The organism is Marinicrinis lubricantis (genome assembly GCF_042658665.1).
Classification (GTDB): domain Bacteria; phylum Bacillota; class Bacilli; order Paenibacillales; family KCTC-33676; genus Marinicrinis; species Marinicrinis lubricantis.
Genome location: NZ_JBHSQV010000179.1, coordinates 68313 through 79848 on the forward strand (window position 1 = coordinate 68313; position 11536 = coordinate 79848).

The window sequence follows — 11536 nt, forward strand, 5'->3', positions numbered from 1 at the left end:
CATGAACACCTATGAGGAGGAATGTGAGCCATGGCGAATATTATGATTCAGCCTGAACTTAGAACTTCCGGAGGAGAAGTGGCTGATATACTGTTGGATGGACAATATGCGGGTTCCATGAGTTTAGTGTACCGGGAAGGTCATCGATTATCTGGCTCCATTCAAATCGAACAGGGAGGCAAAATAGATTCCTTCAAGGAACATGTGATCGATCACGCTCATCATTATATTGAGACATTGGCAGAAGTGCTTCAGCTGGAAGAATACGATGTAATTGTCACATACAGCGAGTTCGACCATCTCATGACGACGGATTACGAGGATCGTACAGCCGACTCGAACCTTGTATATGATGACGAATTAGATGAGGACGAGCTGTCCTTCATGGATGATGACGATGTCGAAATATATAATGTGTACGACATGGACGAAGACGAAGAGATGATGATGGACGAGGCATATGAGATGGAGGCCGATTCCGACTCTTATTCGGTACAGGAAGACGAGGAAGAAGATGCAGTATATTATGAGCTCGTATCAGTCAATTCTTATCACCGGACTACGGTGTATCACATATATGACTTTAATCAGCAGTGGATTGCTGAGGCTGTGCTGACGGAGTACGATCGAGAAGTATACGGAGAGGTCGATTGGCGTTTCGACCCGAACGACGAGGAAATCGAACATATCACCGATTTGTTAGTGTCTGAGTATGATGAACACGACATGGATACCTTTACGATGGATATGAAGTATAACGGCACCATGATTGAAACGGTCGAGCTGACGCATAAAGAATTATTGGAGCATGCTCAGATCAATGAACTTGCTGACGATTACTCCGTCGTGCTGTCAAGAGACGATCAGGATACTTTAACGTTCAATCTCTACAATCAGCGAGACGGCGGGCTTCCGATCGGAACGGCGACCGTTGATATTAGCGGATCACACATTACCGGATATATCGAATTAAGTGATGTAGGAGACGAGCACGAACGCGAACTTCTGGCGACGCTGCTGATGAGAGAGCTGGATAAGGAAAAAGACTATAAGTCTTTTAATGTAACGATGTTTTATCGTAATGAGCCGATTGATGAGCTGCATTTCACGAATGAGCAAGTTCATTAATAAAGGCAGATCGCTTCACATAAAACCGAAGGCACCCCCGATTTCATATCGGAGGTGCCTTTTTGGGCTGTCTGCGCCAAAGGTGCGCCAAAGGTTACATCCAGCGGAGACCTTTTGGATAGTGATTTTTTAATATGCCGCCGCTGCTCTTGCCCCAGCCGATGGGATATGCATCTGCTGAGACGAGAGTCCATCCTTTCCCGCTATTGGGCAGTGTTTCGCCTCTTAGATAGGCGGCGCATTCGGATGAGTCTGAATCCAGCTTCACATAGGAGGTGGAGTCGCTGTACCTTGGAACGGCGAGTGCCAGCGCATGGGATGGGTCAAAGCGCTGTTTCTTGATCGTTCCCATATGAAGGCCGAATCGAAGTGTCTTGATCCGATCCAATTTAGACAGATCGAAAGGCAGACCTTCATGAAGAGGAATGTTGTACACTTGTTCTCCAAGCAGAAACAGTTCCCCTTCTGGCACAGCCCAACGAGGTAGTACTTCTTGGCAAAATTGCTTTGTCAGTAGTGCCGCCTCCTTGGGCGCTTTCAGATGGCGACCTTTCTTTTTGCTCTTCATATGACGCGTTTTATCTTCATGATCATAAGAGTGCCGCTTCAACACGGCTACGAAATGACCTTCGCCCCGCTGCAAATGAGGCCAAATTCGTTCGGTGCGCGTACATTCGAAATCATCGTGCTGCTCTAAAAATGCAGCGATCACCTCTTCGTTTTCAGATCGATTGAACGTGCAAGTCGAATAAACGAGAGTTCCGCCCGGCTTAAGCATGAGAGCTGCTGAGGGCAGGATGTCGAGCTGCCTTTGCGCGCACATCCGTACGTGGTCTTCCGACCATTCTCCTACGGCTTCCGGATCTTTGCGGAACATGCCTTCCCCTGAACAAGGCGCGTCCAGCATAATGCGATCAAAATGCTGCGGGAAAGCTTCCGCCAGTGCTTGGGGCGTGCTGCTTGTCACGATCGCATTGACGATGCCGAACCTTTCCACGTTCTCTGAGAGGATACGCGCTCGACCCGGGTGAATTTCGTTGGCGACAAGCAGGCCACTTCCTTTCATTTTTGCGGCGATTTGCGTCGTCTTACCGCCGGGGGCTGCCGCCAAATCAAGTACCGTTTCGCCGGGCTGCGGGTCCAGCAGCTCTGCAGAAGACATGGCCGATGGCTCTTGAATATAGTAGACACCGGCAGCGTGCCAAGGATGCTTGCCGGGCTTGGCATCTTCATAATAGTAACCTGTATCGCACCAGGATACCGGCTCAAGATGAAAGGTCTGCTTCAGCAATCGAAGCTGCTCAGGTTCGGACACTTTCAAGGGATTGATCCGAAGCGCTTGTTGACGCGGTTTTTGGTAGCTCTCGATAAACGCCTGAAAATGCTCCGGCGGCAGCTGCTGCTTCATTTGTTGTATATAGGCTTGAGGAAGCTGCATGGAAATAAACGTTCCTTTCTATTGATGCGGTCATAGAATCAAGGGTGCTGTAGATTAGTATACCGTGAATCAAGGCAGAGGAAACATGACTAGTCCTCGAAAGGGCGGTATTCGCCCCAAAAAAAGAAGCCTGCTTTTCGCGAGGCTTCTCTATCCTTCATGAGGATCCTGTTTGCGTATCCAAAAAAGCGCTGACAGCACTCTTTCGATCCACTCTTTATCTTCCTCCGTCAGGACGATCCCGTCAAACATGATATGATTCTCACGAATAAAGCGCCGCAAATTCACAGGAGGAGCCTGATCCTCTTTCGGAATCGACAGTTCTTTCTCGAGATACCCGGCAATTCCCATGAGATCGGAGTAAGAAATATTCAAGCCTTCTGACAGCTTCATTAATATTTCTGGGGAAGGGACACCTCTGTTGCCGTTTTCCAATTGAGAGATATACGCAGGCGATACCCCTGAGCGGTCGGATACTTCCCGAATTGTGTAGCCTCGAAGTTTTCTTAAATCCCGTAGTTTTTGATAGAATTCCATAGTTCTCACCAGCTTATCAGCAGTAAGTTATTCAGGTCGCAACATCCAAGACGGGGTTAATTTAAGTAAACAAAAGTAAACAAAAGTAAACAACCCCCTATATATTACCATGTTCCGTTGAACAGCATCAATAACTGATTGATATTTTCTGGAATACACAAAAGTGAATTTATATTATTGCATATGCGAATAAGGAGTCCTATAATATAGAAAAAGATGTAAAAATGAGGGGTTTTTATGTCCAGAATTATGGTGAGAACGGAAGCCTTGATTCAGGCTAGGGTATACAAAGGACTGACCCAAAAGGAATTGGCATCGCGAATTGGAGTCAGTCCCGCATACATTAGTTTAATTGAAAGAGGCGAAAAGTCGGTCGGACCGGCGACGGCGAAACGAATTTGCGAAACGTTGGATCTGCAGTGGCAGCAGCTGTTTTCACTGAACTCTACGACTCCGCAGAATTAGCTTTCTTCCGAGTGGAATAGCCCGTCACTTTATTTTTCCCTGTCGTTTTCGAAATGTACATCGCCTCGTCGGCTTGCTTCGTAAGCTCTTCCGCATCGATTCCTTGCTTTCCTTTGCTGTAGCCTACACTGACGGTTACACCCGCCTCCGTTTCAACCCGTTTTCGAACCTGTTCGGCAATGGCGGATACTTTCGCCTTCGGATGAACGATGAGCATGACCAATTCTTCTCCCCCGTAGCGTCCTGCCAGTCCGATGCCTTCGGCCTCCTGTTTCAAGATATCCGCGACGCGGCATAACGCGTCATCCCCAGCCTGATGGCCCAGCGTGTCGTTCAGCTTTTTAAAATTATCGATATCCGTAAAGATGACAGCTGTGTTCATATTTTTCGCCAGTGCTTTATCTACCTGCTTATTAAAATAATTACGGTTGTATAGTCCGGTTAATCCGTCCGTGATCGCTGAACGGTACACCTGCTGAAGCAGTTCAATGACACGATCCAGCACGAACAGAAACACAATACTGTAGTAAGAGATGGGCAGAAAATACTGCAGCACCTTTAAAACCCCGTGATTGTTTTGAAACACATATTGATTCGCCACATAGGACAAATGCGACATGAAAAACACAGTCAGGCCCAAATAATATTTTCGCCTTTGCCCGACATAAGGAGCTACTAAATAAAAACAGAGAAAGATGAGCAGGAACAAGTAAACATCCAGAAACGACTGCTGCAGCAAGGTTTCTTGAACGGTCATGGTTCTAGAACCTGTCATATAATAATAAATCCCCGCAATGATGAATGCGGCAACCAAAAGGGTAGAACTGAGAAACTTTTGCTTGAATCTTGAATGGTTGTACAGCTGGTACATTCCCATATTAATAAATATGAATGCAATGACCTGCAAGAATTGAATCGTATATGTCTCGAATAAAGGATTTTCAGGCTTGTACCACTGCAGCATCAAAATAAATATGTATTGAATGATAATAATGAGGAGCGAGAGGCTGATGGAGCGGTAGCCTTTCTTTTTCCTGTCTTTGTACAAACGAAAGGTCACGATGAACATCAATATTAAGATCATTAAAATACTGCTCGCGGACACGACGGGAGCGGTACTGCCAAAAAGCAGATCGAATGGGAGAGGATGATGAGTTTCCGAAAATGTCATGGCCAAAAGCACCGCCTTAACTTGTACATGATAATGGATGAATCGCTGTCAGATAATTGATGAAAGCAAAAGGTGTCACCCGAACAAATTCGAACATATGTTTACTCCAAGTATTATAGCTTTCTTTTTTACCTGTTCTCAAGGTACAATAAAATTAGAAAAATAAGAACAAAGATTCTCATTCTTTGTCATAGTTCATTTCGGGAGGAAACGGATGAAAATACTACAAGCATTGTTTTTCCCACCGGAGCAACCCGGAGGCGTATCATCCATGGTGCCATATATCCAGGAACAATTCAAGCAGATGGGATGGGACATGGAGCTGTTCTATTTGCCCAAACGGATTCGCAGTAAAGGAACGGAACCGATTGAGTTTCAGAGCTTCGATCTGCGTTCTTTTGAAGAAGATCCGATCACAGCTAAATATATTCAAACGATGAAGGACTTTTTGTGGTGGTCTAAGCTGAGGATTAAAGGATCGTATGATCTCATTCACGCACACCATCCTGTCTCTGCGCTGATGATGAAGACGATGTTTCCGAATACGCCAGTGTGGCTGACGATCCATTCCAGCTACGAGAACGAGCTGCTGCTGAATGGAAAAATCGAACGGGGCGGCAAGGCGCATACATTTCTTACCTCGCTCTATCGGGAGCTTGAGCTGAGATTGGACGGCATCATCACCGTTTCCCAAGCGTTCAAGCGATATCTAGGTCGATTTATGGAGCAGCCGGAACGAATTAAGGTCATATATAACGGTTTTGACCAAAGACGGTTCAAGCCGATCGATCATGAAAATCATGTACCACAGCTCGTGTCGCTATGCCGATTAGTGCCGGCGAAAGGATTGGATGTGCTGCTGAAGGCTTGCGGCGAGCTGAAGAGAAGAGGGCATGAATTCGTGCTTCATCTCATCGGTGACGGTCCGATTCGCCCAGAGCTGGAGCAGCAGGCTCAGGAGATGGGCATTTATGAAGACACGATTTTCTACGGCTATACGCTTCATCCGGAACAGTTCATGCCGTTCTTCGATATCTTCGTTCTTCCATCTCGCGCTGAGGCGTTCGGCAATGTGTTCGCCGAAGCGGCGCTGTGCTGGCTCGCCCTCATCGGCACCGATATCGGAGGGATTTCTGAGCAGATCGAGCATGGCAAGACCGGCCTGTTAGTACCTGTGAATGACGCTGACGCGCTGGCGGATGCGCTGGAGAGAGTTGTGGTGGATCCGGAGCTTCGAACGCAGCTCGCGAAAGCAGCGTGGGAGAAAGCGACGACGCAATATACGCTGGATCGGGTGATCGAGCAGCTGAAGACGATATACGAAGGGTACCCGGCACAGCACGGTTGAACAGGGGGGAGATGTAGATGGGCTCATTTTCATTTCTGCATGCCGCGGATTTGCATTTGGACAGTCCTTTTAAGGGACTTAGACAGTCCACTCCCCGATTAAGGGAGGAGCTGATTCGTGCTTCCTTCCGTGCATGGGACCGCCTCGTGCAGGAAGCTGTTGAGCGAAGGGTTGACTTCGTGCTTCTCTCAGGCGACTTAACCGATCATGCCGGCAGGTCCGTACGGGCTCACGTACGTCTCAGCCAAGGTTTTCGCAGGCTTCAGGAGCATGGCATTGCTGTCTATGCGGTACGGGGCAATCATGATCCCGAGGATGGTGAGTGGTCAGGGGTGGAATGGCCGGACAACGTGCACTTCTTTCCGTCTCGAGAGGTCACTAGACATACCGCTCTTACCCGAGCAGGTCGTCTGCCGGTGCACGTGTACGGCATTTCCTATCCGGAGCGAACGGTTACAGATAACTTGGCGAAGCTGTTTCCGAAGCCTGAGGCCGGCGTGTACAATATCGCGGTGCTGCATGCCAACGTAGACGGCCGCGAGGGGCATGAGCCGTACAGTCCCTGCAGCAAAGAGGAGCTTATCGGCAAAGGCTACGACTACTGGGCTCTAGGGCACATTCACGTGCCGCAGGTACTGCACGAGCGGCCATATGTGGTCTATTCGGGCAATTTGCTGGGCCGACACATGAAGGAGCAGGGAGAAAGAGGCTGCTACTACATAGAGGTAGACGATGCTGGAGAGAGCAAGCTGGAATTTATCTCGCTAGCGGATATCCAATTTATTCGTATCGATGTGGATATTTCGGATGTCGAAGAGCCGGTAGAGCTTCATGATCGGCTGTTGGCCGCTTTAGACGAACGTATCGATGCGAGCGGGTCCGCTTCGTTCATCTACCGAATTCGGTTTATAGGCAGTGGGAAGCTGCACTCCTACTTACAGGATGCGGAGCAGATCGGAGAGTGGCTTTCCGATCTATCGGAATCGTACACGTCGATCCATTCGGATCGAAGCGGATCGGTATGGATGGAAAGCTGGGAAGATGCTACGCTGCCGGATATCGACCTGTCGGTGCTGGAGCAGGATAATCCATTTATTCAGCAGCTGCTCCAGCTTGAAGCAAGGTTCGATGATTCCCTTACGGAAGTGTGGATGGAGGAGCTGCTGCAGCCGGTAATGTCCAATCGCAAAACGGCGAGGTACGTTCCCGCGCAGCATGCAGAAGATCAAAGGAAATTGCTGGAGCAGGCGAAGCTTCTGGCGGTAAGACTTCTCACGGAGAGGGAGGAAATGTAAGCGTTGAAGATTACGAAGCTTCATATCGATCATTACGAACAGCTTGACGGCTTCCGTACGGAGCTGAACTCTCCCTTTACGATCATCTATGGACCGAATGAAGCTGGAAAGAGCACGATTCATAGGTTTATCACATATATGCTTTACGGAGCGGGTCCAAAGGAAAAGCCAATGTCAAAGCAGTTTGGAGGCCGATTGTGGCTTTCAGAAACGGATAAAGGTTCTCTGCTGCTGGAACGCCAAGGAGACAGGCCGCCTGTTCTGCATACGGATGAAGGTGCTGCCGGAGGCGAGGCGGAACTGAAACGAATGCTTGACGGCACCAGCGAACAAACCTTCCGTCACTTGTATGCATTCAGCCTGACAGAGCTGCAGGAAATCCGGACGTTGCAGACAGACGAGCTGCAGGCGTATTTGTTCGCGGCCGGTACGGGGATCAGACCTTCGGCCATATTCGAGGCAGAGAAGAAGCTGCAGACAGAGATGGATCGTTATTTCAGGCCCCGCGGGCAAAATCAAATGCTGAACAAATGGTCGTCGGAGCTGGATCAATCCGCGAAACAGATCCGAGCGCTGAAGGAACGCTCTATGGAATTCGCGGGGCTTCAGGGAAAGATCGAGCAAAGCGAAGCGGAGATCGAGCAAACGGCCAAAAAGCTGGAAGCGGCGCTGCGAGAAAAGGAATGGCTGGAGCTTTGCCTAAAGGCAAGGCCAAGCTGGATACGGTGGATAGAGCTGAAGGAGCAGTTAAAGCAGCTGCCGGCCTTCGGCTCATTTCCGGAGCAAGCGATGGCGAGATTTGAATGGCTGCAGGATCAGATGACGGATGTGCGCAGTGAGCGGAGGATAAGACAGTCGCGGGCTGAACAGCACAGAGCTAAGCTGGAAAGCATAGAGGTTCGCGACAGCTTCCTGATGAACCGATCTTCGCTCGAGAAGCTCTTCGGTGATGCGGCACTTTATCAAAATTTACAGCAGCAGCAGTCAGGTTTGCTGCAAGAGTACGAAGCAGCCGGAAGCGAGCTGGCGCAAGGGCTTCGCAAAATCGGAGAAAGCTTGACTGAAGAAAGGCTGATGCAGCTTGTAATCGCCTTGGACGATGAGTCGCTGCTGCGCAGTCTGGCGGAGAAGGATGCTCTGCTTGAACGCAAGCGGTCGGATCAAGAACGGCAGCTGCAGCAGCTGAAGGAAGCACTGCAGACGGAGAAACGCACGAGAGATGAATGGGAGCATGAACGGAAGCGGGAGGCACGCGTGCTGGAGTCTGCTCTGCCCGACGCGCTAGTCGGTACAGAGCTGCGCGATGTGAAATCGTCGATGTCCGCTTGGCGATCCCTGTACGATGAGTTTAAGGAATGGAGCATGAAGGCAGAACTGGCCCGGCAAAGAATGTCGGATGCGAGTTACGCAGCTGTACAAGCGAGAAGCTCGAGGGCTTCATCGGCTCCTTCTGCTTCTGGACGCAGGCGGACAAGCTATGGATGGGTTGCGGTGTCAGTTGCAGCACTGGCTGCACCTCTATATTTTATATGGAATCAAGAGTGGCTGCCGGGCATCATAATCTCTTTCATGTGGATCATTCTAGCGGTTTCCCTTTGGTTGGGCGGCGGTTCTATCCAAGGCTCCAACAAGCGAAAGAACAGCATGCCTCAAGCATCCGAATTCATGCGTCAGGAACAGGAATATCTCTCCGAAATGAAGAGGCTCTGGCAGCAAATGAGCCGTATTTGCAGCGATTTCGGAATGGCTTCGGCTCAAGTCGCTGCTGCTTCTGAGACAACCGGAGGAACGATTAGCAGCCGGTATATGATGGACGTGAAGCGCCAGGAGCAGGAGCTGCTGCAGCTGGAAGCTATTTTGCAAACGTGGGAGGAGCACCAAGAAAGATTACGAAGGTTCGAGCAGAAGGCGGAAGAATCATGGATCAAATGCCGCCAGACGGAGACGGTGCTGAAGCAAAGTGAGCATGAGCTCTTAAACATTCAATCACAACAAGAGGAGATCGGCCGTGAATGTATGAATTGGCTGCATGACCGAGGTCTACCCGAGTCGTTGTCTCCGAACTATGCGCTATTGCTGCTGGAGCAAATCGAGAAAGCACAGAACGTCGGACGCTTGCGTCAGCAGCTGAGAGATAAGCTGGAAGAGCTGGGGCGGTCTCTGCGGGAATACGAAGAGAAGGCCAAGACCTTGCTGGAGCTGGAGCATGATGACGTCTTGGCCGGAGTCTATCAAGGCAGAATTGAGCTGGAGAGACAGCTGGAGTTGGAACAGCAAAGAAAAGCGCTTCTGCTGAGACTCGAAGAGGATGAGCAGGCGGGAATGGACTTGGAGGAGAAGGAAAGTTATCTGCAAGGCGAGCTGCTTCAGCTGTTTCGGGCCGCGGGTGCCGATGACGAAGACGGATTTCGAAGGCGAGTGCAGCTCTACGAGCAGGTACAGGCCTGCAAGCGGGAAATCGGCCAAATCGAGGCGCTGCTGCACGCATGGGCAGGCGAGGATTGGGAGGAACGGCTTCGATCAGAACTGGAGCATGCTCCGGAATCGGAGCTTGCGCGCAGACTGCAAAACCTCCTTGATCAAATTCAGCTCGAAGAGCGGCGATTGAGTGAGCTGCGGGAGCTGAAGGGACGCCAAAGGCTGGAATTAGAACAGCTGATGAACGGAACGGAATTGGCTGTACTTGAGCTGCAGCATGAATCACTGCTGGCTCAGTTCCAGCATGCCGCTGAGCGATGGATCGTCCATGCTGCAGCCCTGCGAATGATACAGGAGACCAAGGCGGTATTTGAGAAGGAGCGTCGGCCGGAGGTGCTGCAATATGCGAGCGAATGCTTCAGCATGCTGACTGGAGGCGCGTACACTTCGGTTTATTCCCCGCTAGGTGAACGCAGATTTGTGGTTGAGCACAGCAGCGGGGCACGCTGGGATCCGGTGCAGCTCAGCCGCGGGACTGTAGAACAGCTGTATTTGGCGATTCGTCTTGCCATGGTTCGGGAATACGGGAAGAAGGTTAGACTCCCGATTGTGCTCGACGACATATTGGTCAATTTTGACGAGGAACGCATGAAGCTTGCGCTTCGGGTGCTGAATGAGCATGCCCAGAAGCAGCAGGTCATCTGCTTTACCTGTCATCGTCATGTGGCCGAGGCCGCACGGCAGACATGCCCGGAGGCAGATGTGATCCGATTGGATTGAGTAACAGAAGAAGCTGTTTTTGCACGTATGTGATGCGAAAACAGCTTCTTTTTATTTGCTTCATATTATACATATATCATCTTGATCGTCATTCCGCCGTCGATGACCAAATTTTGTCCTGTGATGAATGAGCTCGTATCCTCGGCAAGGAACAGGCACGCTGCTGCAATGTCCATCGGTGTGCCTACGCGTCCGACGGGATGCTGGAGACGATCCGCATCGCTGTGGTTTGGACTAGATGCGTTCGGACTGTATTTCCATTCCGACGTCTCGATCCAACCTGGACTGATCGCGTTCACTCGAATGCCGAACGGCCCCAGGCTGACAGCCATCGCATGGGTCAGAGCCAGAATACCTCCTTTAGAAGCGGAGTAGGCTTCGGTATTTTCCTCCGACATGAGTGCACGGGTCGAGGAGATGTTGACAATTGCGCCTCCGCCGAGTCGTTCCATGATCTTAGCGGCCTGCTGTGAGCAGTAGAAGGTTCCACGGAGCCCGACTTGAATGACACGGTCGAAGGAAGAGAGAGGCAAATCCAGTACAGGACCATTCATGCCGATCCCCGCATTATTGATCAAGACATCCAATCGATCAAATTCATCCAATGTGAGCTTCAGCCACTTGTCTATATCTTTCTCGGATCCGGCATCGCCTGGAACGTACTGCGCTTTTCCGCCTTCTTTTCGAATCAACTGAATGATTTCCATGCCTGCCGGCTTATTCGGATCCATGATGGATACGGCATAGCCATTTCTCGCAAAATGAAGTGCAGTCGCTCTGCCGATTCCCTCTGCCCCTCCGGTGATCGCTAACACTTTCATTGCATTCACCCCTCGTATCATATGTTTTGTAGCCAACTTCTAAATGATTTCCAGTCCCTTAGGGGACTGGAGCGAGCCTTTAAAATTTCCAGCTTGTTGTTCTTTGAAAAATGAATATTGGGACTGGACTTTTCG

General features: G+C 50.1%; 9 protein-coding genes. 5 read left to right on the forward strand and 4 right to left on the reverse strand.

Features of this window, described 5'->3' with window-relative positions:
- Positions 1-30: 30 nt before the first annotated feature.
- On the forward strand, positions 31-1128 hold the full coding sequence (locus ACFPXP_RS18155) for a hypothetical protein (protein ID WP_379895792.1): 1098 nt from the start codon (positions 31-33) through the stop codon (positions 1126-1128).
- Positions 1129-1222: 94 nt separating this feature from the next.
- Here ACFPXP_RS18155 and ACFPXP_RS18160 read toward each other — a convergent pair whose 3' ends face one another.
- Positions 1223-2566 (reverse strand): RsmF rRNA methyltransferase first C-terminal domain-containing protein, encoded by a 1344-nt coding sequence (locus ACFPXP_RS18160; RefSeq protein ID WP_379895793.1) that lies wholly within the window; start codon positions 2564-2566, stop codon positions 1223-1225.
- A 150-nt stretch (positions 2567-2716) separates the two neighbouring features.
- Entirely contained in the window at positions 2717-3103 is a 387-nt protein-coding gene (locus ACFPXP_RS18165; RefSeq protein ID WP_379895794.1) for a helix-turn-helix domain-containing protein, read from the reverse strand.
- 237 nt (positions 3104-3340) lie between these two features.
- Between ACFPXP_RS18165 and ACFPXP_RS18170 the strand changes: the two genes are divergently transcribed.
- Positions 3341-3568: a helix-turn-helix transcriptional regulator gene (locus tag ACFPXP_RS18170; RefSeq protein ID WP_379895795.1), complete on the forward strand. Its 228-nt coding sequence runs from the start codon at positions 3341-3343 to the stop codon at positions 3566-3568.
- Here the strand turns inward: ACFPXP_RS18170 and ACFPXP_RS18175 are convergent.
- Positions 3549-4739, reverse strand: coding sequence for a GGDEF domain-containing protein (locus tag ACFPXP_RS18175; protein WP_379895796.1), 1191 nt, complete (start codon positions 4737-4739; stop codon positions 3549-3551). The two genes, ACFPXP_RS18170 and ACFPXP_RS18175, sit on opposite strands and share 20 nt — an antisense overlap.
- A gap of 214 nt (positions 4740-4953) precedes the next feature.
- Here ACFPXP_RS18175 and ACFPXP_RS18180 point away from each other — a divergent pair, with 214 nt between their 5' ends.
- Genes ACFPXP_RS18180 through ACFPXP_RS18190 form a run of 3 tightly spaced genes read left to right on the forward strand, consistent with a single transcriptional unit; the run spans position 4954 to position 10580 of the window.
- A complete protein-coding gene (locus ACFPXP_RS18180; protein WP_379895797.1) occupies positions 4954-6087 on the forward strand; it encodes a glycosyltransferase family 4 protein in 1134 nt (377 codons plus the stop codon).
- A 17-nt stretch (positions 6088-6104) separates the two neighbouring features.
- Complete coding sequence (locus ACFPXP_RS18185; RefSeq protein WP_379895798.1) at positions 6105-7382, forward strand: metallophosphoesterase family protein; 1278 nt, start codon at positions 6105-6107, stop codon at positions 7380-7382.
- 3 nt (positions 7383-7385) lie between these two features.
- Positions 7386-10580 (forward strand): AAA family ATPase, encoded by a 3195-nt coding sequence (locus ACFPXP_RS18190; protein ID WP_379895799.1) that lies wholly within the window; start codon positions 7386-7388, stop codon positions 10578-10580.
- A 65-nt stretch (positions 10581-10645) separates the two neighbouring features.
- Here the strand turns inward: ACFPXP_RS18190 and ACFPXP_RS18195 are convergent, their stop codons facing one another.
- A complete protein-coding gene (locus ACFPXP_RS18195; RefSeq protein WP_379895800.1) occupies positions 10646-11401 on the reverse strand; it encodes an SDR family NAD(P)-dependent oxidoreductase in 756 nt (251 codons plus the stop codon).
- Positions 11402-11536 lie beyond the last annotated feature (135 nt).

Coding starts and splice junctions, on each gene's coding strand:
- ACFPXP_RS18175 (WP_379895796.1), bottom strand. CDS start 4,739: ATGACATTTTCGGAAACTCATCATCCTCTCCCATTCGATCTGCTTTTT.
- ACFPXP_RS18185 (WP_379895798.1), top strand. CDS start 6,105: ATGGGCTCATTTTCATTTCTGCATGCCGCGGATTTGCATTTGGACAGT.
- ACFPXP_RS18165 (WP_379895794.1), bottom strand. CDS start 3,103: ATGGAATTCTATCAAAAACTACGGGATTTAAGAAAACTTCGAGGCTAC.
- ACFPXP_RS18155 (WP_379895792.1), top strand. CDS start 31: ATGGCGAATATTATGATTCAGCCTGAACTTAGAACTTCCGGAGGAGAA.
- ACFPXP_RS18170 (WP_379895795.1), top strand. CDS start 3,341: ATGTCCAGAATTATGGTGAGAACGGAAGCCTTGATTCAGGCTAGGGTA.
- ACFPXP_RS18195 (WP_379895800.1), bottom strand. CDS start 11,401: ATGAAAGTGTTAGCGATCACCGGAGGGGCAGAGGGAATCGGCAGAGCG.
- ACFPXP_RS18160 (WP_379895793.1), bottom strand. CDS start 2,566: ATGCAGCTTCCTCAAGCCTATATACAACAAATGAAGCAGCAGCTGCCG.
- ACFPXP_RS18180 (WP_379895797.1), top strand. CDS start 4,954: ATGAAAATACTACAAGCATTGTTTTTCCCACCGGAGCAACCCGGAGGC.